The sequence below is a fragment of the Saccharopolyspora sp. NPDC002578 genome (assembly GCF_053592695.1).
In genome coordinates, this window is sequence record NZ_JBSFWJ010000001.1 from 145,786 (window position 1) to 167,141 (window position 21,356).

Consider the following 21,356-nt stretch of genomic DNA (forward strand, 5'->3'; position numbering starts at 1 on the left):
AGTTCCCGTCAGATCGTGATGTGCTCGGCGAGTTGTTCGGCGGCGGTCCGTGGCGCGCGACCGAGCAACTCGCCGAGCACTGGAGCGCTTCCCGCGAAATGACCTTCGCGGGCGGCTTGGAACAGGGCGAGCTGCATCCGGGCTGCGAACTCCGGAGTGCCGTCGGCGATCTGCTCCGCGGTCCACCGCTCGTCGTCGACGACGACGCGTTCGACGGTGCGCCCGGTGAGTTCGGAGGCGATCCCGGCGAAGTCGTCGAGGGTGACGGCCGGGGCCGACAGCGCGACCGGGCCGTCGAACGTGCGCTCGCCCGCCAGGATGGCCGCCGCGGCCTCGCCCAGGTCTCCGCGATCGGTCCACGGGAGGGGGCCGTCGGCCGGTTGGGCGATCACGCCGGTCTGCCGCCAGGGGCCGAGCAGCGCCCCGAAGTCGCCGAAGAAGCCGCAGCGCAGCGCGGTCCAGGCGACTCCGGACTCGGCGAGGCTCGCTTCGGTGGCGGCGTGGACGGCGGCAGGCAGGTAAGGGCTGCCGACTGCCCCTCGCTGGCTGGTGTAGAGGATCCGCCGGGCACCGGCGGCGACCGCGGCGTCGATCGCGGTGCGGTGCTGGCCGACCACGTCGGCCGCCAGGTCGCTGGAGCTGACCAGGAGCACCTGCTCGGCGCCGGCGAAGGAGTCGCGCAGCGCGACCGGGTCGTCGTAGGAGCCCTGTCGCACGCGCACGCCGCGGTCGGCGAAGTGCCGCGCCTTGGTGACGTCGCGCGCGCTGACGCCGATCTGGTCGGCCGGGACCCGCCGCAGGAGGTGTTCGACGGTCGCTCCGTTGAGGGTGCCGGTGGCGCCGGTGACGACGATCATGCTCGTGACCTCTTCTCGCGTGTCCGGACCCGCCACGGCGGAGCTCAAGTTGACCAGCCAGGTCAGGTTTGTGCCGCCGGTGACGATAGGTAAACTGACCCAGCGGGTCAAATTGCCGATCGCGGAGAGGAGAGGCGCAGGTACATGGCAGGCGAAGCACCCACGCCGCCTCGGCTTCGCGCCGATGCCCGGCGCAACTCCGAGCAGATCCGCCGCGCCGCGATCGACGCCTTCCGCGGCCGGGGGCTGACCGTGCGGCTCGAAGAGGTCGCCGAAGCCGCGGGCGTGAGCAAGGCGACGATCTTCAACCGGTTCGGCGGCCGGATCGGCCTCGTCGAAGCCGTCATCGAAGAGGTCGTCGCCGACGAGCTGCACGCGATCATCGACCGCACCCGCGGCATCGACGACGTCGCGCAGCGGATCGAGCACTACTTCACCGCGCTGCGCGACCTGCAGTACCGCCAGCCCGCCGCCAACGACGTCATGCTGCAGGTCTTCCCGCACTCGCAGCACCTCATGGGGATCTGCCGGGCGGCAGGCGAGATCAACGACGAGCTGATCGCGGCGGGCCGGGACTCCGGCGCGCTGCGGCCGGAGTTCACGGCCGACGACCTGCAGGCGCTGTTCCACGACAACGCGCTCGCCCTCAAGCACGGGCCCCTGCCGCGCCGCCCCGACTACGACCGCCGCACCCGGTACCTGCTCGACGGCATCCGCGGGCGGCCCGGCCGATGACGGGGTGCGCGGCGACGGGGAGCGGTTCAGACGAGGAGCGGGAGTTCATGACCGAGGTGGCGGTGCTCGAGGAGGCCGGCAAGTCCGGCCGGGAGCGCTTCGCGGAGTTCCTGCGGATCTACGCGTCGCTGAACACCCGCGTCGCCTACGCCACCGATCTCGGCATCCCGCTGGACTGGGTCCCCGGCTACCGGGCGCCGGAACCGGGACGTCGCCGGGGCCGGTCGCGGCGCGCCGAACCGACCGGGCTGGAATGGCTCAACTGGTGCGTGCGCAACGACTTCGCCTCGTTCGCCGACGTGCGCGTCGAGCACGTCGAGCGGTGGCTGGAGGAGCTCGCGCGCGCCGGGTACCGGGACGCGACGCGGGCCCGGATGCTCTCGGCGGTCTCGGCGTTCTACCAGAAGTACCTGCTGCGCGAAGGTCTCGCCGCGCACAACCCGGCGGCGCTGGTCGATCGCTCCGCCCAGCACCTCAACCGGGCGAGCGGGACGCCGTCGCAGACGGCTATGTGGTCGTTCGAGGCGTGCCGGGCGCTGCTGCTGGCCGCGCACCTGCTGGCCGGGGAGAGCCGCAACGGGCTGCGCGACCGCGCCATGGTCGAGGTGCTGATCGGTACCGGGGTGCGCGCGGAGGAACTGGTCGGGGTGAACCTCGACGACTACCACCGGCCCACACCGGGTGGTTCCGCCGCGCTGCGGGTGCACGGCAAGGGCGCCAAGGACCGCCGGGTCGCGCTGGCCGCGCCCGTCGCCGACGCCGTCGAGGCGTACCTGGCGGTGCGCGGCGAGACGGCGGTTCCGGCGTTGCCGGGCCAGGTCGGCCACCGCGCGCCCCGGCCGCTGCTGATCACCGGGACCGGGCGGCGGGTGCACGTTTCCCACGTGCAGGCGGTGCTGCGGCGGCTGTGCGCGACGTTCGCGCCCGCACCAGACGCGCCCGCGCCGCGTTCCCGGTGGCTGCGGGAGCTGCTGGCGGGGGAGCAGGCCGCGCTCATCGCCGCTCACCTGGGTCCGCTGCGCGACTCGATCCACCCGCATTCGGCGCGGCACTCCTACGCCACGCACGCGATCACCCGCGGCGCCGAACCGCGCCAGGTGCAGCACGACCTCGGCCACGCCGCGCTGTCGACGACCGAGGGCTACCTGCACGACGCGGACGGCCTGGAGCAGTCGGCGGCCCACGAGCTGTCCCCCGCGCTGCACCGCGGTTGGCTGCCCGCCCGGTGACCTCCAGCGGCGATCGTTCGGGGCCGCGCTGAGGCGTTTCCGGCTCGGCGCCCGGTCAGCCGTGCAGCGCCAAGTAGGGCGCCAGCGCGAACAGGGTGATGATCAGCGCGAACTTGAGGCTGCGGGTGGGCAGGGCGTGGGCGATCTTCCAGCCCAGCAGCACACCGGCCAGTTCGGGGATGCCGACGAGCGCGGCCAGCGGCCAGTCGATGGCGCCGTGCGCGAGGTAGCCCAGCGTGCCGACGCCGGCGATGACGACCGACTGCGCTTGGGCGGCGGCGAGAGCTTCGAGCACCGGCACGCGCAGCGCCACCAGCAGCGGCACGGTGAGCATCGGCCCGCCGATGCCGACGATGCCGGAGACGACGGCCACCGCCAGCCCGAGCACCACCACGCGCGCCCCCGGTGGGTGCGCCCGCGTCTCCTCCGGCTCGCCGCGTTCGCGGTACCACATCAGGCAGGCCACCAGGGTCACGAGCACGGCGAGCACGATGCCGAAGGCGCGCTGCGACACGAGGGTGTTGAGCAGCACCCCGATCGGCGTGCCGAGCACGGCGGTGGCGGCCAGGATCAGCGCGGTGCGGCGGGTTTCGGGTTCGCGCAGCTGACCGGACCGGGTGTAGGCGATCGTGCCGAGGGCGCCGGTCGCGACGTGGGTGACGATGGCCGTGCCCGCGACTTGCGCGGGTGAGAGGTCGGTCAGCGCGAACAGGCCGATCGTGGGCAGCACGCCGCCCGGTCCGACGGCGGTGATGCCGATTCCTCCGATGAGCCCGAACAGTCCCAGCAGGACCAGCACGGGAACGCCGAGGCCCGTCACGGCGCTGTCGCGGTTCGGTCGATGGCGCCGACGCGGGTCAACGGCACGGCTGTCTCCTCCCTCGGCCGGGGCGGTCCGGCACTGCTCGGGCAACGCGGGCCCAAGCTACCGGGTCGTGATCACACCGGAGTAGCGCCGCCCGGTGCGGCCGGATCGAACGACCTGAGCGTGATCGCGGCGGGAGCAGAACCATGATCGAATTCGGTCACGGTGACGAATTGATCTGCCCTTCGCGGCCCCGCGCCACCGGAGGGATGACGGCGGCGGGCATGAGAAAAGGCAAGGAGCTCGTCGTCTCCCTGCCACTCTCAACGTATAGCGCACCCGGGGGCTTGCGGCAAGACCCCCGTCGTGCCGCACACTCTCCCGCTGAAGCCGTCACCTGCGGAAATCGGGTGCGTGGCACGAGCAAGTCGATGGGGGACGCATGCACGACGTGATCGTGGTGGGCGGTGGGCCCACCGGTCTGATGCTGGCCGGTGAGTTGCGGTTGCACGGCGTGGACGTGGCCGTGCTGGAGCGGGAAGCGGCGCCGGTCGAGCAGGTCCGGGCGCTGGGCCTGCACGTGCGCAGCATCGAGGTGCTGGATCAGCGCGGTCTGCTGGAGCGGTTCCTGGACGTCGGCAACAAGGTGGTGGCGGGCGGTTTCTTCGCGGGGATCAGCGAGAGGTGGCCGCAGCACCTCGACACCGCGCACTCCTACGTACTGGCCATCCCGCAGCGCAGCACCGAACGCCTGCTGACCGAGCACGCCACCGGCCTCGGCGCGCGGATCCGGCGCGGCGCCGAACTGGTCGCGCTGGAGCAGGACGAGCACGGCGTCAGCGCCGAACTGGCCGACGGCACCAGGCTGCGGTCGCGGTTCCTGGTGGGGTGCGACGGCGGGCGCAGCACGGTGCGCGGACTGCTGGGCGTCGGCTTCCCCGGCGAGCCCGCCAGGAACGAGACGCTGCTGGGCGAGGTGGAGGTGACCGCGTCGCCGGAGGAGATGGCGGCGGTGATCGCCGAGGTCCGCAAGACGCACCTGCGGTTCGGCACCATGCCGCTCGGGGACGGCAGGTACCGGTTCATCGTGCCCGCCGAGGGAGTGTCCGAGGACCGCGCGCTGCCGCCGACGCTCGACGAGCTCAAGCGGCGGACGCGGGCGTTCGCCGGGACCGACTTCGGCGCGCACTCCCCGCGTTCGCTGTCGCGCTTCGGCGACGCGACCCGGTTGGCGGAGCGCTACCGGTCGGGCCGCGTGTTCCTGGCGGGCGACGCGGCGCACGTGCACCCGCCGACCGGTGGGCAGGGCTTGAACCTCGGGGTGCAGGACGCGTTCAACCTCGGCTGGAAGCTGGCCGCCGAGGTCGCGGGCTGGGCACCGGAGGGCCTGCTCGACACCTACCACGCGGAGCGGCATCCGGTGGCGGCGTCGGTGCTGGACAACACCCGCGCGCAGATGGAGCTGCTGTCGGCCGAGCCGGGTGCGCGCGCCGTGCGGGGGCTGTTGGCGGAACTGATGACGTTCGAGGAGGTCAACCGGTACCTGATCGAGAAGATCACCGCGATCGGTGTCCGCTACGACTTCGGCGACGGCCACGAACTGCTCGGGCGGCGGCTGCGGGACGTCGAGCTCAAGCGGGGGCGACTGTACGAGCTGATGCGCGCCGGGCGCGGAGTGCTGCTCGACCAGACCGGGCGGCTCAGCGCGCGGGGCTGGGCCGATCGGGTCGATCACGTCGTCGACGTCAGCGAGGAGCTCGACGTGCCCGCGGTGCTGCTGCGCCCCGACGGGCACGTGGCGTGGACCGGTGCCGATCAAGGTTCGCTGCGCGGTGAGCTCGCGCGGTGGTTCGGCGACGCCGCCTGAGCGAAGGCCGCGGCGCGCCGCGGTTCAGCCGCGGGGCGGCAACGGCAGCGGCAGGCCCGGCAGGTCGTCGATGCTGGTCGCGATGTGCTCCTTCTTCTCGCAGTAGGCCGCGAACTCCTCGTCGCTCTTGCGGGCGAAGTGGCGGGCGTGCAGGTCGCGTTCCTCGCGGTAGTCCATGAACGGCACGGCGAATCCGCAGGAGTCGCTGATGCGCTCGGCGGCCACGACGATGATCGCCCGCAGCGCAGGCGCGTCGGCGTCGCCGAACCGCTCGATCAGCTCGGTGAACCGGGGGTCGTCGCGGAACACGGGGGTGCCGCGCCCGTGCACGCGCAGCACCTTCGGCGGTCCGGTGAACGCGCACCACATGAGCGTGATGCGGGAGTTCTCCCGCAGGTGCGCGATGGTCTCGGCGTGGCTGCCGCCGAAGTCGAGGTAGGCCACGGTGTGCTCGTCGAGGACCAGCAGCGTGCCCGAACGGCCCTTCGGGGAGAGGTTGACGTGGCCGTCGCCGGACAGCGGCGCGGTGGCCACGAAGAACACCGGCTGCTCGGCGATGAACGTCCGCAATCGCTGGTCGAGGCTCGCGTAGGTGGTTCCCATCCACCGATTATCACCGGCGGAACAAGAGAATTCCTCACGTTCGCGGGGAGTTCTCGGCTCGCTGCGCCGCGGTCGGTGCGAGCTTCGCGCTGCTGCTGGTAGCGCGGTTCGTGACGACACCGGCGGCCGGGGCGTTCCGGGCGGTCGTGAACGTGGCCGCTGCCCGCGCCGCGCCGACCCTCGTTCCCGCGGTCGCCCTCGCCGTCCGGCACCACCGGGCGGCGGCCCCTGCCTCCTAGGACAGTGAGGCCCGAGGCGGCCCACCTGCACCGGGCGTTCGACATCCGCGCCCGGGGGCATCCGAATCAACCCGTGGAGAACTTCTGATGCGCGCAACGCTCATGTACGGCGCCGGCGACGTCCGGGTCGAGAACGTCCCGGACTCCGTGCTCAAGCACCCGACCGACGCGCTGGTGCGCGTCACCGCTTCCTGCATCTGCGGCAGCGACCTGCACCCGTACCACTCGATGCAGGCGGCCGACGGTCCCGTGCGGATGGGACACGAGCTGATCGGCGTCGTGGCGGACGTCGGCTCGGAGGTCACCACGCTGTCCCGGGGCGACCTGGTCGTGGCGCCGTTCGCGATCTCCGACAACACCTGCGAGTTCTGCCGCGAGAACCTGCACACGTCCTGCTCGCACCCGGAGGCGAACTTCTGGGACGGCATGCCCGAGGAGGGCGGCCAGTCCGAAGCGGTGCGCGTGCCGCTGGCCGACGGCACCTTGGTGAAGCTGCCCGTCGCGCCCGATTCGGCGCTCGTGCCGTCGCTGCTGACCCTCGCCGACGTGTACGGCACCGGCTACCACGCCGCGAAGATGGGCGGCGTGACCCGGGGCAGCCGGGTGACCGTGATCGGTGACGGCGCCGTGGGCCTGCTGTCGGTGCTCTCGGCGCAGCGCCTCGGCGCCGAGCAGATCGTGCTCATGGGCCGCCACCGCGACCGCACCGACCTGGGTCGCGAGTTCGGCGCCACCGACGTCGTCGCCGAACGCGGCGACGAGGGCGTCGAGCGGGTCCGCGAGCTCACCGGCGGGCACGGCTCGCACGTGGTGCTCGAAGCCGTCGGGCACATGCCCGCCTACGAGCAGGCCCTCGGCGTCGTGCGCCCCGGCGGCGTGATCAGCCGCGTCGGCGTCCCGCAGTACGAGGAAGCGCCCGTCGGGTTCGCCAGCCTGTTCGGCCGCAACATCCGGTTGGCCGGTGGCCCCGCCCCGGTGCGCGCCTACGTCGAGGAGCTGATGCCCGCCATCCTCGACGGCACGATCGAACCGGGGAAGGTCTTCGACGCCACCACCGGCCTCGACGGCGTCCCCGACGGGTACCGGGACATGGACCGCCGCACGAGCCTCAAGGTCCTCGTCGAGCCGTGATCCGGCCGGGCCTCAGCGGGCGAACTTCGCGATGGCCGCCGGGGTGACGGGCGTGAAGAAGTTGACGAGGTTGCCGTCGGGGTCGCGCAGCAGCAGCGAGCGGTTGCCCCACGGCATCGTGGTGGGTTCGGTGACGAACTCGTCCACGACGCCGGTCAGGTTCCGGTGCACCTCGTCGACGTCGTCGACGCGGAACTCGACGATGACGCTGCGGTTGCTCGCGGGGTCGGCCGAGCCGGGGCCGAACAGCGCGACGGTGCGGGTGCTCGCGATCGCGAGGGTGGCCGAGGCGGTCCGGAGCTCGGCGAAGTCCTCACCGGCCCGGTCCGCGCGCACGGCGGTGGCGCGCTCGTAGAAGTCGACGAGCCGGTTGACGTCGGCGGTGATGATGCGGATCGAGACGAAGTCCACGGGGTGCTCCCTGTCGGATCGGTGCTGGTGAGCGCACGCTACGACCGATACCGGGCACGATCCGCCCGGTATTCGCGGGAGAATTGCCGGCATGCCCCGCCCCACCGCCCGCGTGCTGGCCCTGCTGGAACTCCTGCAGTCGGGAGGGACCCGCACGGTGGGCGAACTCGCCGACCGGCTCGGCGTGGACGAGCGCACGGTGCGGCGCTACGTCGAGCACCTGCTCGACCTCGACGTGCCCGTCGAGTCGGTGCGCGGTCGATACGGCGGATATCGGCTGGCCGCCGGTTACCGGATGCCGCCGTTGATGCTCGACGATGACGAGGCGCTCGCGGTGCTGCTCGGCCTGGTCGCGGGACGCCGCGCCGGGTTGACGACGGCCGCGGGCGCGGCGAGCGAGACGGCGGCGGCGAAGATCCGGCGGGTGCTGCCGGAACGGCTCGGCCGCAGGCTCGACGCCGTGCTCGGGTCCCTGTCGTTCACCGCGGCGGCCGGTGCGCGGGCCGTCCCGGAGACCGGGGTGCTGCTGCCGATCGCCGACGCCGTCACCCACCACCGGCCGGTCGCGATCCGCTACACCGCCGCCGACGGCCGCCGCAGCGAACGCACCCTGCATCCCCACGGGCTGGTCGCCCACTCCGGCCGGTGGTACGTGTCCGGGACCGACCCCGAGATCGGCGAGCAGCGGACTTTCCGGCTGGATCGGATCGCCGACGCGCGGACCCTGCCGGGCTCGTTCGAGCGGCCCGCGGAGGTCGACCCCGCGCAGCGGGTTTTGACGGGCATCGCCACCGCCCCCTACCGGTACGAGGTGGTGCTGCGGGTCCAGGGGACCGCCGAGCAGGTCCGCGCGCGGCTCCCCGCCGGCCTCGCGGTCGTGGCGGAGGAGTCGGCGGGCTGGTCCCGCGTGGAGCTGCGGGCGCAGCGGCTCGACTGGGTGCCCGGGGTGCTCGCGGCGCTGGACCTGCCGTTCGCCGTCGAACGGCCGGACGAGCTGCGCGAGCTCGTCGTGGCGTTCGCCGACCGGCTCGCGCGCTCGGCCCGGCGACGCCCGCGCAGCGCGGACGCGGAGCTCGACGACTAGCGGCGCACCACCCGCGGGTCCGCCCGGGGGCCGGGTCGGTGGGAACCCCGATGGTCCCGGCGGTGCGGATGCCTAGCGTGGGGCGCACCGAGATCGTGAGGAGACCGATGGTGGCGGGCGTGTACGAGGTCCAGGTGCGGGGCTGCGCGTCGACGCGGGAGGCGTTGACGTGGCAGGAGCCGATCGCACTGCTGCTGTGCCCCGAACCGGAGCACCAGGGGCCGTGCGAGGTGCCGTGGACGTTCACCGTCCGCGACGTGGGCGCCGCCGTGTGCCTGGTCGTCGCGATCATCGCGTCGGCCGAGGTCGCCGAGCGGATCGGCGACCGGGTCCGCGCGTTGACCGGGCGGGAGGTGGTGCTGCGGCGGGGTGATCCGGCGGAGTTCGAGGTGCTCGTCGAGCAGTACCGCGTCGAACGCGGGGAGCTGCCGGGTTGAAGTGGACCGTCCGGTCCGCGGCGGTGACGCGGATCGTGCTTTCCCGGATCCCGGGAATAGATGTCGATCTTGGAATGTTCGCGTGCTCATGACAACGGACATCATCGGCGGCTCGGTCGCCTCGCTGCTCGACGCAGCCCGCACCGCGGCCGAGCGAGCAGCGGCCGAAGCCCCGGCCACCGAGCGGGACCGGCGGATCACGGCGGCGAGTGCGGCCGCCGCCCGGGCCGCCGGCGCGTTCGCGCTGGGCGTGCGCCGATCCGACGGCGGCCTCGAAGCCGGTCTCACCACGCGGGTCAGGTTCCTGGCAGAGCTCGGACGGGGCTGCCCGTCGACGGCGTGGGTGGCGGCCACGACCTACGAAGCGAAGAGCCTGCTGCAGATCGGCACCACCGACGAGGCGTACGCGGACGCGTTCCGCGACGTCGACGCCGTGGTGTGCTCATCGGCCCGCACCGGCACCGCCGTCCGCGAGCCCGGCGGGCTGCGCGTCTCCGGCCGGTGGCCGTACGCGTCGGGCTGCGAACTGGCCGAATGGGCGATGCTGTCGGTGCAGCTCCCGGCGGAGGGAGATCGCCCGGCGCGGCCCGGCGCGGTGTTCGCCCGCACCCGCGATCTGACCGTCGAGCGGGACTGGAACATGGCGGGGCTGGGCGGCACCGGCAGCCACACGCTGGTCGGCGAGGACGTGTGGATCCCCGATTCGCACCTGCTGGATCTGGCCCGGATCGGGGCGTCGCTGTCGAACCTGGCGATCGCGGTCGGGCTGTTCGCCCCGCTGTGGGGCGCCGCGCGCGGCGCGCTGGACGTGGTGACCGAGGTCGTCGCCAAGCGCACCTCGCCGAACCCGGGTCATGCGACGATGGCCGATTCGCCCGGTGCCCGCAGGAACCTCGCCGTCGCCGCGCACGGCATCGACACCGCGCACCGGCGGATGCTCGGCATCGCCGAAGCCCTCGAAGCCGCCCCGCCCGGCGAGGCCCTCCCCGCCGAGGAGCGGGCCCGGTTGCGGCTGGATCTGATCACCGCGGTGCGCGAGTGCCGCAGCGCGCTGGAGGATCTGCTGGACCTGCACGGTTCCAGCGGGCTGGACGCCGCGAACCCGTTGCAGCGGTACTGGCGGGACTTCGCGGTCGGGTCGCGGCACGTGCAGTTCACCTCGCACGTCGTCGAGGACGACTTCGGCATCCTGCTGCTCGGCTTGGATGCGGCGCCGTCCGGACTGCTCTGAGGTCGCGCGTCCCAGCAGGCTGAGTCGGGTGGGTAGGTGTGCTGCCCTCGACGCTGCCCTCCCGGACCTCCACTTCGCCCGTCACTCCCGATACACCGGTAGTGACGGTTCTTCGAGGAGGGGTTGGTCTCATGCACGCACGACACCGAACGACCGGCCCCTCAGAGCGGACCGATCGCACCGCGAAGGCGCCGGCGGCGGATGCCGGTCCCACCGTCCAGCAGATGCTCGCCTGGCACGGGCGGGTCGGCAACGCCGCCGTGGCCTCGTGGGTGGAGCAGCGCCGCCGCGGCGACCTGCCGTCGGCAGGATCCTCGCGAAGTCCGGAAGACCGCTGCGTGCAGCGCTACGTCAAGGTGAACACCAACGTCCATAGCGATGACCCCGCTCGTCGTCTCGGGAACCTGCCGTTGAAGACCGCAGCGGACTTGATGGCCGAGGTTCGCACGGCTGTTCAAGAGTCCGGGGACTCGACGTTGCAAGAAGAGTTCGCCAAGAACGAAGCCGCGATCGCTGACCAGGCGGACAAGTGGGTGAAGGACTCCGCGATAGGCGGTGGCGCAGACGAGAACCACAAGTTCGGCAGGAAGAACCAGTGGCGGACCTACCGCGACTACGAGGAGGCGGGGCGAGCGCTGGTCGGCTGGGTCCTGCAGAAACCGGGGCGCCGCGAGGAGAAGCGCTACGCCCGCGCCATTGTCACTGATCCCCAAGTCTCCGCCGACGTCGACAGCGTGCTGCGCAGGGTCGAGGGTTGGATCGCCTCTGCCGCGAAGGACGAGGAGCGACCGCGGGATCTCGACAAAATCCTCGATCAGCTCACCACCGGGTTGGGAGAGGGACAAGGTGGGGAGAAGCAACACTTCGGTCCCTATCAGCGACACTTCGATGCGAAGGAACCCCGCCATCACACGCGCTTCCGCGGCGACTTCCGCTCCGTGCTGCGGAACCCCGAGCGGTTCTCAGTTCGGGACAAGATGGTGTGCCTGCACGACATCTACGAGTACTTCAGGGAGACACCCGAGGGCCGTGGCGAACCGGACACCGAGGGCCGCGGCCTGCTGGCCGAACCCACGGGAGACCGCATAGCGAGCACCACGAGCATGCACTCCGACGGCACCCCGGCGAGCCGAGGCGAGGACAAGGGGACATTCGCGGGCACGGTGCGCGCCGAGAAAGCCCCTTCGACGCTCATGGCTCGCGAGCACCGCATTCCGGTCGTGGCCGGGCAGTCCTACACCACCGCCCGGTTGCTGAGTTTGAGCGAGCTGGCTGGAGCCACGAAGCAGGAGCGGAACTCCGTTGCGCTCGGCATCTTCGCGTTCTGGCGCATCGATTACGACCACACCGTGCGACTGGCCGCGCACACGCTGCACGAGGTTCTCGACATCGCCATGAATTTCGGGGTGGACTACAACTTGAAGGCACCCCAGCGAGGGTCGTTGAGGTATCCGGCGATCTTGGCGCAGCGGGTGCGCTACACCACCGCCAAACTCGCCGCGCAAGTGGATCCGCTCGAGAACGCGATCGCCGCGATGAAGAACGATCGCGCGTCACGGTTCGCCCGGTCGCTGGGCGGCTCCGGTCGCACGGCCGCGCAGTTGAGGGACATTCTCATGTCTTTCCGAGCAGAGCTCGCGAAATGCGAGAAGACCGAGCATGCCGCTGCCGCACCGGCCTACGCCACCGCCTTGGGCAGTGCTCTCGAGCTTTACACGACGTTGTGCAGTGAGGTGAAGGCGAAGCGGATCACCGACACCGTCACCCGCGACGACAGGGAAGCGGTGGAGGCCCGGCGAACAGCATGATCCTCACAGCAGGCTGAGCTGGGTTGCGCGGGCCTTGCGCGGGGCGGGGGTGTCGGGGCGGGTGACGGCGTCGCCGAGGCCGGTCAGGAACGGCGACGGACTGCGGTCGCGGACCTGGCCGTGGCGGGTGCGGCGGGTGGCGTGGGTGAGCCACAGGTGGTCTTGGGCGCGGGTGACGCCGACGAAGAACAGCCGCCGCTCCTCGGCGATCTCCTCGGCGGTGGCCTCGGAGCCGGGCCAGGTCAACGGCAGCAGGCCGTCTTCGCAGCCGACGAGGAACACCACGGGGAATTCGAGGCCCTTCGACGCGTGCAGCGTCAGCAGCGAGACGGCCTCGGCACGCGGGTCGAGGGTGTCGACTTCGGCGCCCAGCAGCACTTCGCGGCGGAACCGCTCCAGGTCGTGCCCGCAGCGCGACGCCAGCGGCGTGAGCAGTTCCAGCGCCTGGTGCACGTCGGGCTGGACGTCGTCGGGGACGGTGAACACGACGGTCGTCGCGGCGGCGCGCAGCTTGTCGAGGACGGTGCCGGAGCGGTCGGCGACGTGGGCGAGTTCGCTGATCAGCAGGTCCACGCCCGGCCGCGCCGAGAGCGGGTCGTGGGAGCGCTTCTGCACGGGCAGGCCCGCGCGGGCGAATTCGTCGAGCAGCAGCCGGGATTGCGCGTCGGTGCGGTAGAGCACGGCGATGTCGTTGAAGCCGATGCCGCCGGGGCCGTCGCCGTCGACGCGTCCGCTGTCGAGCGAGTGGAACGACGAGCCGCCGAGCAGCCGGTCGATCTCGCGGGCGACGAAGGCGGCTTCGGCTCGTTCGTCGGGCGCTTCGTGGCGGATCACCCGGTGCGGGTCGCGGTCGGCGGCGGCGTGCAGGGCGCGGCCGGGCACGAGGGTGCTGGGGGCGACGGCGCGCACGGCGGTGTCGATGATGTGGCGTCCGCTGCGGTAGTTGCGCGTCAGCGCGTGCACGGGCGCGCTCGGGTAGTCCTGCTCGAAGCGCAGGAAGAATCCGACGTCGGCGCCGCGGAACGAGTAGATCGCCTGGTCGGGGTCGCCGATGGCGGTCAGGTTCGCCTCCGGCGGCGCCAGGGCGCGCAGCAGCCGGTACTGGGTGGCGTCGACGTCCTGGTACTCGTCGACGGTGATCCACCGGTAGCGATCCCGGTAGTGCTCGGCGAGCGCGGGGTCGTTCTCCAGCAGCCGCACCGGTTCGGTGAGCAGGTCGTCGAAGTCGACGAGGTCCAGTTCCCGCAGCCGCCGCCGGTACCGGTCGGCCGCCTCGGGGTCGGCGTCGGCGAGTTTCGGCAGCAGCCGGCGGGCGGTCTTGTCGTCGCCGGTGATCTCGGTGAGCACGGCGAGCCTGCGCGCGGTGTCGGCGACGGTGAACTCGGCGCTGAGCCCGAGGGCGTCGTGGTGTTCGCGCAGCAGTTGCAGCCCGAAGGAGTGGAAGGTGCCGACGGTGATGCCGGCGGCGGCCGGGCCGATGAGCGCGTGGAGGCGTTCGGTGAGTTCTTCGGCGGCGCGGCGGGTGAAGGTGATCGCGAGGCAGTCGGCGGCGGGCACGTCGCGTTCGAGCACGAGGTGCGCGAGCCGGTGGGTGACGGTGCGGGTCTTGCCGGTGCCGGGCCCGGCGACGATGAGCAGCGGCCCACCGGGCACTTCGGCGGCGGCGCGCTGATCGGGATCGAGTCCGGCGAGCACGCCGTGCGCCGGTGTTTCCGGTGCTGCGGCGGGGGTTTCGGCCGGTTCCGCGAGGGGTTCCGGTTCGGAGACCGCCTGCCGGGGTGCTTCGGCGGCCCGGGCGAACAGGTCGTCGTCGAACAGGCTGTAGGAGTCGCCGTTGCGCAGCCGCGCGAGTTCGGCGGGCTGGAACACGCGGATGGTGCCGTACTCCCCGTCGAAGCCCGCGTCGCGCACGACCTCACCGGCGCGCAACCGCCCGATGGCTTCGGCGACGCGCGGGTCGCTGCGCCCCAGCTCGTCGAGCGGCACGTCCTCGAGGATGCCCAGTTCCGGCCCGTGGGCGGCCACGAGATCGGACACGGCGCCGAAGACCTTCTTGCTCTTGGGCCCGACGCCGTGGATCTCCCCGACGATCTCCGGCAGCGGGATGAGGTTGCGGAACCCGGCGGCCCCGTCCGGCCGGACGCCGCCGGGGCGGTCGGCGAGGTCGTCGACGCGGTGCTGCACGCCGACGGTCAGCGGTTTCGCGCATTCAGGGCAGCGCCCGCCGCGTGCTTTGGTGTCGGCGGGTTCCAGCCGCACGCCGCACTTGCGGTGCCCGTCGAGGTGGTACTTGCCCTCTTCGGGGAAGAACTCGACGGTGCCGGCGAATCCGTCGCGGGTTTCCAGCGCGCTCTTCATCGCGTGGTAGTCGAGGTCGGTGTCGAACACCGTCGCCTCGCGCCCGAGCATCGGCGGGGAGTGCGCGTCGGAGTGGCTGACCAGCGTGTAGCGGTCGAGCCCGGACACGCGCCAGTTCATTTCCGGGTCGCTGGACAGGCCCGTTTCCAGCGCGAAGACGTGGTCGGCGAGGTCCCGGTAGGCGTCGTCGATGGAGTTGAACCCGGCTTTCGAGCCGAGCACCGCGAACCACGGCGTCCACACGTGCGCGGGCACCAGGTACCCGCCGCACTCCAAGGTGATCTCCAGCAGGTCGCGGGAGTCCAGGCCGAGGATGGGCCGCCCGTCGGAGGCGAGGTTGCCGATCTTTCCTAGGCGCCGGGAGAACTCTTCGGCGGAGGCGAAGTCCGGCATGTAGCACAGGTGGTGGATCTTGCGCGTGTAGTCGCCGCGCTTGTAGATCGTGGAGATCTCCGAGGACAGCATGAACCGCACGTCGCCGCCGCAGTTGGCGGGCATCGCCGCGGTGATCTCCCGGTCCCGCTCGGGCCGCAGCCGCAGCAGCCCCGGCTCGGCGGGTTCCAGCACTTCTGTGAGGTGCGCGAACCACGCGGGGTGGGTGAGGTCCCCGGTGCCCACCACGGAGATGCCCTTGCGCCGAGCCCACCAGGTGAGGTGCTCGATGTCGCAGTCCTTGCTGCACGCGCGGGAGTACTTCGAGTGGATGTGCAGATCGGCGTAAAAGCGCACCGGGTGATCTTGCCAGTCCGGTGGCGCCGCGCGGAGATGGGGCGCGGATTTCCGGAGTGCGCGGCGGGTTCCGGCGATGCGCCCCGCGCCACCGCCCGCGCCGAGTAGCCTCGGCGGCGCTCGCCGGATCACTGGGGCGGCGAGCGCTCGAACCCCGACGCGCCGCCGCAGGGAGTCCTGCACGGCTCCGGCGCACCCACCCCGAATCGGTGCTCGCGGCGGGCGTCGGCGCACCCGATCACTGGGAGGCCCTTCCGTGCTGCTGCTGACCGCCGAGACCGTCCTGACCGGACCTGACGGCGACCGTATCCCCGGCGGCGCCGTGCTCGTCGACGGGACCACGATCGTCGCCACCGGCCCGCGCGCCGAGATCGACCGGCACCCGGGCGCCGCCGGGGCCGAGCACCGCGACTTCCCCGGCGCGACGATCCTGCCCGGCCTGATCAACGGTCACGCGCACCTGGTGTGGGACGCGAGCTTCGCGATGCTGCAGCACTACTTCGACGCCGACGACACCGAACTGCTGCTCGGCGTCGCCGGCCGCTCCCAGCAGGCGTTGCGCGCCGGTGTCACGACGCTGCGCGACCTGGGAGATCGCCGCGGCCTGGTGCTGCGGGTGCGGGACGCGATCAACCGAGGCGAGCTCACCGGCCCCCGCCTGCTCGGTTCCGCCGCGCCCCTGACCCCGCCGAAGGGGCACTGCTGGTTCTTCGGCGGCGAAGTCGACGGCATCGACGCGATCCGCGCGCAGGTGCGGCACAACGCCGACCTCGGCGCCGACGTCATCAAGGTCATGGCCTCCGGCGGGGAGACGACCCCGGACTCCCCTCCGACGTGGGCGCAGCAGTTCAGCGCTGAGGAACTGCGCGTCGTGGTCGCCGAAGCCACCGCCGCCGGCCTTCCCGTCGCCGCGCACGCCCACGGCGCCCAGTCCATCGCCGACGCCGTCGCGGCCGGGGTCTCCACCATCGAGCACTGCTCGTGGCTGGGCGCCGAGAACTCCGGCCCGGACCTGCGCGAGGACGTCGCGCGCGAGATCGGAGCCCGCGGCATCGCCGTCTGCCACGCCTACCCGCCGGACTGGCGCGGCTTCGCCGAATTCGTCGGCGAGCAGCGGTTCCAGGCCGCGCTGGACCGGGTCCGCTGGATGGACCAGCACGGCGTGACGTTCCTGCCCGGCACCGACGGCGGCCTGCCCACGTCCGTGTTCGACAACTACGCCGGAGCCCTGTCGTACTACGTGGAGGCCGTGGGCTGGGAGCCGGGCCGCGTCGTGGAGATGGCCACCACCGGCGCGGCGGCAGCCCTCGGACTCGGCCGCGTCGGCCGCGTCGCGGAGGGCTTCGACGCCGACCTGCTCGTCGTGGACGGCGACCCGAGCGCGGACATCCACGCCCTGCACCGGCAGCGGTTGGTGGTCGCCCGGGGTGAGCCGGTCACTCCCGAAACGAACTGACGCGCCCAGGTCACGAGCAGGGGCGGTCCCTGCTCGCTCCGCGAGGCAGCAGCTCCGCTTCCTGCTCGGTGAACTCGCGATCGGAAATTCGGCACAGTTCGCGGAACCACGCATTCGGGTCGAGCGGGATCGCCTGACGACGGCCAGGTTCCCGCACGACCAGCTCACCATCGACGAGCCTGGGTTCGGCCGAGGTGATGAGGGGAATTGAGCCGATCTGGCGGCGGGTGCGCCAATCCCACATCTCGATGCCCCTGCCTCCGTCATCGCCTTCAGCGAACAGGTACTGCTCGGAGAGCGCGACGAGCTTGGTGAAGTTCCCGGTGACCCGCGGCTGGATCGAACCCGAGCGCAGGTCGATCAGCACGGCGGCTGAGTCCTGGTCGGCGACCGCAACTAGCGAACCGTCCGGGGACACCACTGGCAGCGCCGGGCTGAGATCGGCGGACTCCACCGGGAAGTGCTGCACGCGCGTACCGCTGCGCAGGTCCCACAGCGCCACCGCGTCGCGGGTGCGCACCAGGATTTGATCGGGATGTTCAGGCCGCACCGCGATGGCGGGCCCGGAGGGTATCGGCTGGGTCGGGTGCCCAGGATCGTCGATCAGCAACGGTGGTCCCGTCTGCCGCGCGGCATCCATGTCCCATGTCGAGACCATCCCGAATTCGCCGGCCAGCACGTGCCCGTTTGGCGCGGTGATCAGGTGCGGGGCCCTGCTCGCCGTGGCGTCTGCTTCAACGCGTCCTGCGGGTAGCGGCAGCGGGAGACCGGGTTCGGGCACGAGTCCCTCGGTCCGCCACGCACGCAGGGTCGCCCCGACGATCGCGACGACGCGATCTCCTGAACCGGTGAACACTAGCTCGGTGGTGCCCGGCGTCAACGGAGCTCGGGCCAGCGGTGCCCCGTGCTCGTCGGACAGGACGAGTTCGCCGCCCGCGGTGTTCCCATCCTGCGACGGGGCGAAGGTGATCCAGCGCCGACCGTCGGGGCTTCGCGCGTGCAGCTGCGTCGACTCCGTCCATTGCGCGGGTGCGGGACCGGTCGCCGCGGTCGCGGTGAGCACGGATTCGTTCTTCAGGCGCACGACTCGTCCCGTGCCGTCAGGGGCAGTGGTGATCACCGATCCGGGGCCGTCCCAACGATCACCGTCGAGCTCGGGCCAGTGCAGGATCCGGCCGGTTCGCCAGTGCACGGCAGTGGGTTCGCCCAGCGAGACGACGTGCTCGCCGGTCTGGTCGACCCCGAGCGTGCACCTCGGCAGCGGAACCCGTCGTTGCGGGGTACCGGTGGCGAAATCCAGCACGGTCAGTTCACCCGCAGTGCAGGTTCCGAGGTGCGTGCCGTTGCCGAGCAGCGCGCTCTCGTTGCCGGATACGGGTGGGAACGTGGTGACATCGGCGCCGGTCTGGCGGTTCCGCACGACCGGGGTGACGCGGAAGTCGCCGTCTGCTCCCCGGTGCTCGAAGGTCACCAGCTCCTTCCCGTCGGACGACGGGTATGCCTCCGTGATCGAGTGCAGGCCGTCGGTACCGCCGGTGAACACGACACCGCTGCGCAGCTCGCGCGAGGCGATGAGGTCCCAGACCGGCACCGGCGTGTTGACCGGAACCCCGCGGAAGAGGGGCAGCGCGGTCAGGAAGCGACCGTTCGCGCTGAACGCGGGCGGCCGGTACTCGGTTCCGGGGTCGAGCAGGACCGGCCGGAAATCAGGGGTGGCGAGGTCCCATACCCGCAAGCCCGCTTCCTCGCCCACCGCCGCGAGCCATTTGCCGTCCGGGCTGATCGTGATCGCTCCCGCCACGTCCTCGTCGATCGTTCGGCTCGTCGGGTGGGGTGTGAGCAGTCCCCACCACACCACGACGCCCTTGCCCGGTTTGATGAGTGCGAGGACGTTCCCGTCGGCGCTGGCCACGATGCCGTCGACTTCATCGACCAGTTGCGGTGGCAGCACGCGCTCGGCGCCGCGCCAGGTGGCCAGCTGGGTCAGCAGCGCTCCGCGCGCGTCCGAACTGCCGGGGTCCTCCCGCCACGAGGCGAGCGCCAATTGGAGCGCGGTACCCGCGTCGGCGTCGGTGGCGAGGTTCGCTTGCTGCGCGATCAGAGCGGAGTTCGTGGCCCGCAGCGTTCGGTCGAGTTCGGCGGAGTTGCTGATCGCCACGGCCGTCAGCGCCGCCGACACCAGCGCGAGCGTGGTCGAGATCGCGGTGATGGTGATCCACCGGCGTCGACTCCGGCTCTCTGCGGTGAGGCTGCGCCGGATGAAGGACGCCGATCGCTGCGAGAGGTCCTGTTCGCGCCGGCCGAGCCATCGGGTCGCTTCGTCGAGAGCCGCGCCGCGCAGCAGCACACCGGAACGTTCCAGATCGTCGACTTTCGCCTGCCACACCAGGAAATCGGCATCTTCGGCCAGCCAGGCGCGCAGTTGCGGCCAATGGTCGATGAGAGCTTGGTGGGCGAGGTTGACGCGTGTGTCCTCGATGACCAGCAGCCGCTCCGCCGCCAGCTCACGCGCGATCTCCTGCAGGTCCTCGCCCAGTTCCGCGAGCTGCCCGCTGCGGCGGGCGTGGCCGCCTTCGCCGTCGGGGCGGGTGAGGCCGACGAGCAGGTGCCGGATCTTGGTGCGGCGTTGCCGCTTGTGCTCGGCTTGGCGTGGGGTGTCGTGCTCGTCGGGTTCGGGCAGGGCGCTGTCGGCGTGGCGGCTGAGTGCACCGGGGACGCGGCCGAGGTGTTCGTAGGCGTCGTGGGTGAGCCAGGCTCCGTGGCGGTGCTCCCACAGCTGTTCCAGCACGAGCGACACCAGCGGCAGGGTGCCGTCACCGGCGTCGTCGAGGATGCGCTGCACGAGTCCGGCTTCGAAGGCGAGTCCGCCGATGGCGGCGGCGGGTTCTTCGACGGCGGCGGCCAGCTGGTCCCGCGACATCGGTTCGAGGAACCACACCGCGCGGTTGAGGTCGTCGGCGGTGTCGTTGCTGATCAGCTCGTCGAGCGATCGGGAGCGCAGGGTCAGCACGGCTCGCAGCGACGGGCGACGTCGCAGTGCCGCCGCGAGGTCGGCGAGGCGCTGCCGGGCGGCGGCCGGGTCGGCGACGACGGCTTCTTCGAACTGGTCGAGGACCAGCAGCCCGTCGGTGCCGGGGAGGTCGTCGTGCGGGCCGAGTTCGACGACGGGCGTTCCCGCTTGCTTGAACTTCGGTACCAGCCCGGCTCGCACGAGGGAGGATTTGCCGCTGCCGGAGGGCCCGGCGACCGCGACGAGCCGCCGTTCGGCCACCAGCCCTGCCAACCGCTCGATGTCGTCGTCGCGCCCGCGGAACAGCTCGGCGTCTTCCTGCCGGAACGACCGCAGCCCCCGGTACGGGTTGCGGCTCGGCGTGGTCCACGCGTCGCCGAGCGCCGTGGTGGGCACGAGGTGCGCGGTGGCGGCGTTGCGGGCGGTGGTCGTCACGACCATGCCGACGACTCCGGCGAGCTCGTCGTCCCACACCGGCGCTCCGCTGAAGCCGGGTTCGATGTGCCAATGTCCGGTGTCCTGCGCCATCTGGATGCGTCCGGCGCCTTGAGCGCCGACGAGCCGTCCGGTGACCCACATGCCGTCGTCGTGCCCGGTGGGGAAGCCGATGGTGCGGAACCGGTGGTCGCGGACCTCGCCGCTGACCCGCGCCGGCACGGGCAGCGCCCCGGCCGGTGGGGCTGTGACTCGCAGGATCGCCACGTCGCGTTCGTCGTCGCGTTCCAGCACTTCGACGCCGTGCCCGTGACTGCCCAGCAACGGGAAGTCCGCGGTCGGCGCCGCGTCACCGATCACGTGCGCGCAAGTCGCGGCGATGCCGGGGGCGATGAGGAACCCCGCGCCGAGCACGCGTCGCCCGTCGCGCAGCCGGACGAGCGCGGAGTCCAGCGGATCGACCGCCAACCCGTTCATCTCGCGAACCCCCGAACTCGCGCCTGCCGGTGTGATCAAAGCTAGCCCGAACTCCGCGGCACCGGGGTGAGTTCCGGACTTTTCGCCGGGGCAACGCCGGTCAGGACCGCACTCGGAGCCATCGGGAGTGAACGGACCGTTCGTCCAAACCCATTGGGCAGACGGTCCGTTCACTCCCGTCGCGTCCTCCGCCAACGACGAGTCAGCGGCGCGGGAGGCGCACGCGGGTGGAGTGAACGGACCGTTCGTCCAAGGAGATTGGGTGAACGGTCCGTTCACCTCTTCACGTCGTCGAGAACGATCGTCAGCCGCGATCTCCGCGTTGCGCGGCGTACGCGGGCACCGGGCCGTTGTTGCGCAGGGGGCACGGCGTCGGTCTTTGGTGTGGTTGAGCGGGAAACGCCGTCGCTGATGCTGGATCGCGGCGAGTGGGGACGTCGATCATGGCCGCTTC

Annotated in this window: 15 protein-coding genes; 9 read left to right on the forward strand and 6 right to left on the reverse strand. The window is 71.9% G+C overall.

Annotated features, from left to right (window positions below):
- Positions 1 to 8 precede the first annotated feature (8 nt).
- Complete coding sequence (locus ACWD38_RS00685; protein WP_184479264.1) at positions 9 to 857, reverse strand: NmrA family NAD(P)-binding protein; 849 nt, start codon at positions 855 to 857, stop codon at positions 9 to 11.
- Between the two features lie 144 nt (positions 858 to 1,001).
- Between ACWD38_RS00685 and ACWD38_RS00690 the strand changes: the two genes are divergently transcribed.
- Both ACWD38_RS00690 and ACWD38_RS00695 read left to right on the forward strand, forming a co-directional pair.
- Positions 1,002 to 1,592: a TetR/AcrR family transcriptional regulator gene (locus ACWD38_RS00690; RefSeq protein WP_184479265.1), complete on the forward strand. Its 591-nt coding sequence runs from the start codon at positions 1,002 to 1,004 to the stop codon at positions 1,590 to 1,592.
- Between the two features lie 47 nt (positions 1,593 to 1,639).
- Positions 1,640 to 2,821 carry a tyrosine-type recombinase/integrase gene (locus tag ACWD38_RS00695; protein WP_450123012.1) on the forward strand — a complete coding sequence of 394 codons (1,182 nt, stop codon included), beginning with the start codon at positions 1,640 to 1,642 and terminating at the stop codon, positions 2,819 to 2,821.
- 55 nt (positions 2,822 to 2,876) lie between these two features.
- Here the strand turns inward: ACWD38_RS00695 and ACWD38_RS00700 are convergent, their stop codons facing one another.
- On the reverse strand, positions 2,877 to 3,641 hold the full coding sequence (locus ACWD38_RS00700; RefSeq protein ID WP_450123013.1) for a sulfite exporter TauE/SafE family protein: 765 nt from the start codon (positions 3,639 to 3,641) through the stop codon (positions 2,877 to 2,879).
- Positions 3,642 to 4,068: 427 nt separating this feature from the next.
- Here ACWD38_RS00700 and rox point away from each other — a divergent pair, with 427 nt between their 5' ends.
- Positions 4,069 to 5,493: a rifampin monooxygenase gene (gene rox / locus ACWD38_RS00705; RefSeq protein ID WP_450123014.1), complete on the forward strand. Its 1,425-nt coding sequence runs from the start codon at positions 4,069 to 4,071 to the stop codon at positions 5,491 to 5,493.
- A 24-nt stretch (positions 5,494 to 5,517) separates the two neighbouring features.
- On the opposite strand, the gene ACWD38_RS00710 is transcribed toward rox, so the two are convergent.
- The gene (locus ACWD38_RS00710; protein WP_184479269.1) at positions 5,518 to 6,096 is read right to left on the reverse strand and encodes a pyridoxamine 5'-phosphate oxidase family protein; all 579 of its coding nucleotides are present in this window, start codon (positions 6,094 to 6,096) and stop codon (positions 5,518 to 5,520) included.
- Positions 6,097 to 6,422: 326 nt separating this feature from the next.
- Here ACWD38_RS00710 and ACWD38_RS00715 point away from each other — a divergent pair, with 326 nt between their 5' ends.
- The gene (locus tag ACWD38_RS00715; protein WP_450123015.1) at positions 6,423 to 7,466 is read left to right on the forward strand and encodes an alcohol dehydrogenase catalytic domain-containing protein; all 1,044 of its coding nucleotides are present in this window, start codon (positions 6,423 to 6,425) and stop codon (positions 7,464 to 7,466) included.
- Between the two features lie 12 nt (positions 7,467 to 7,478).
- On the opposite strand, the gene ACWD38_RS00720 is transcribed toward ACWD38_RS00715, so the two are convergent.
- Positions 7,479 to 7,877 carry a VOC family protein gene (locus tag ACWD38_RS00720; protein WP_450123016.1) on the reverse strand — a complete coding sequence of 133 codons (399 nt, stop codon included), beginning with the start codon at positions 7,875 to 7,877 and terminating at the stop codon, positions 7,479 to 7,481.
- Positions 7,878 to 7,968: 91 nt separating this feature from the next.
- Here ACWD38_RS00720 and ACWD38_RS00725 point away from each other — a divergent pair, with 91 nt between their 5' ends.
- The 4 genes from ACWD38_RS00725 (at position 7,969) to ACWD38_RS00740 (ending at position 12,437) form a co-directional block, all read left to right on the forward strand.
- Positions 7,969 to 8,961, forward strand: a complete 993-nt coding sequence (locus ACWD38_RS00725; RefSeq protein ID WP_450123017.1) for a helix-turn-helix transcriptional regulator — start codon at positions 7,969 to 7,971, stop codon at positions 8,959 to 8,961.
- Between the two features lie 107 nt (positions 8,962 to 9,068).
- Positions 9,069 to 9,398, forward strand: a complete 330-nt coding sequence (locus ACWD38_RS00730) for a hypothetical protein (protein WP_450123018.1) — start codon at positions 9,069 to 9,071, stop codon at positions 9,396 to 9,398.
- An 88-nt stretch (positions 9,399 to 9,486) separates the two neighbouring features.
- The gene (locus ACWD38_RS00735; protein ID WP_246458101.1) at positions 9,487 to 10,629 is read left to right on the forward strand and encodes an acyl-CoA dehydrogenase family protein; all 1,143 of its coding nucleotides are present in this window, start codon (positions 9,487 to 9,489) and stop codon (positions 10,627 to 10,629) included.
- A gap of 131 nt (positions 10,630 to 10,760) precedes the next feature.
- Positions 10,761 to 12,437 carry a hypothetical protein gene (locus ACWD38_RS00740; protein ID WP_184479275.1) on the forward strand — a complete coding sequence of 559 codons (1,677 nt, stop codon included), beginning with the start codon at positions 10,761 to 10,763 and terminating at the stop codon, positions 12,435 to 12,437.
- A gap of 3 nt (positions 12,438 to 12,440) precedes the next feature.
- On the opposite strand, the gene ACWD38_RS00745 is transcribed toward ACWD38_RS00740, so the two are convergent.
- Positions 12,441 to 15,524 carry a UvrD-helicase domain-containing protein gene (locus tag ACWD38_RS00745; RefSeq protein WP_450123019.1) on the reverse strand — a complete coding sequence of 1,028 codons (3,084 nt, stop codon included), beginning with the start codon at positions 15,522 to 15,524 and terminating at the stop codon, positions 12,441 to 12,443.
- A gap of 256 nt (positions 15,525 to 15,780) precedes the next feature.
- On the opposite strand from ACWD38_RS00745, the gene ACWD38_RS00750 reads away from it, so the two are divergent.
- Positions 15,781 to 16,980 carry an amidohydrolase family protein gene (locus ACWD38_RS00750; RefSeq protein WP_450123020.1) on the forward strand — a complete coding sequence of 400 codons (1,200 nt, stop codon included), beginning with the start codon at positions 15,781 to 15,783 and terminating at the stop codon, positions 16,978 to 16,980.
- A 10-nt stretch (positions 16,981 to 16,990) separates the two neighbouring features.
- On the opposite strand, the gene ACWD38_RS00755 is transcribed toward ACWD38_RS00750, so the two are convergent.
- Positions 16,991 to 20,902, reverse strand: coding sequence for an nSTAND1 domain-containing NTPase (locus ACWD38_RS00755; RefSeq protein ID WP_450123021.1), 3,912 nt, complete (start codon positions 20,900 to 20,902; stop codon positions 16,991 to 16,993).
- Positions 20,903 to 21,356: the final 454 nt, after the last annotated feature.

Excerpts from the sequence above, each read along its gene's own strand:
- ACWD38_RS00690 (WP_184479265.1), top strand. The coding sequence starts at position 1,002 with ATGGCAGGCGAAGCACCCACGCCGCCTCGGCTTCGCGCCGATGCCCGG.
- ACWD38_RS00710 (WP_184479269.1), bottom strand. The coding sequence starts at position 6,096 with ATGGGAACCACCTACGCGAGCCTCGACCAGCGATTGCGGACGTTCATC.
- ACWD38_RS00685 (WP_184479264.1), bottom strand. The coding sequence starts at position 857 with ATGATCGTCGTCACCGGCGCCACCGGCACCCTCAACGGAGCGACCGTC.
- ACWD38_RS00735 (WP_246458101.1), top strand. The coding sequence starts at position 9,487 with ATGACAACGGACATCATCGGCGGCTCGGTCGCCTCGCTGCTCGACGCA.
- ACWD38_RS00755 (WP_450123021.1), bottom strand. The coding sequence starts at position 20,902 with ATGAACGGGTTGGCGGTCGATCCGCTGGACTCCGCGCTCGTCCGGCTG.
- ACWD38_RS00725 (WP_450123017.1), top strand. The coding sequence starts at position 7,969 with ATGCCCCGCCCCACCGCCCGCGTGCTGGCCCTGCTGGAACTCCTGCAG.
- ACWD38_RS00730 (WP_450123018.1), top strand. The coding sequence starts at position 9,069 with ATGGTGGCGGGCGTGTACGAGGTCCAGGTGCGGGGCTGCGCGTCGACG.
- ACWD38_RS00715 (WP_450123015.1), top strand. The coding sequence starts at position 6,423 with ATGCGCGCAACGCTCATGTACGGCGCCGGCGACGTCCGGGTCGAGAAC.
- ACWD38_RS00740 (WP_184479275.1), top strand. The coding sequence starts at position 10,761 with ATGCACGCACGACACCGAACGACCGGCCCCTCAGAGCGGACCGATCGC.
- rox (WP_450123014.1), top strand. The coding sequence starts at position 4,069 with ATGCACGACGTGATCGTGGTGGGCGGTGGGCCCACCGGTCTGATGCTG.
- ACWD38_RS00695 (WP_450123012.1), top strand. The coding sequence starts at position 1,640 with ATGACCGAGGTGGCGGTGCTCGAGGAGGCCGGCAAGTCCGGCCGGGAG.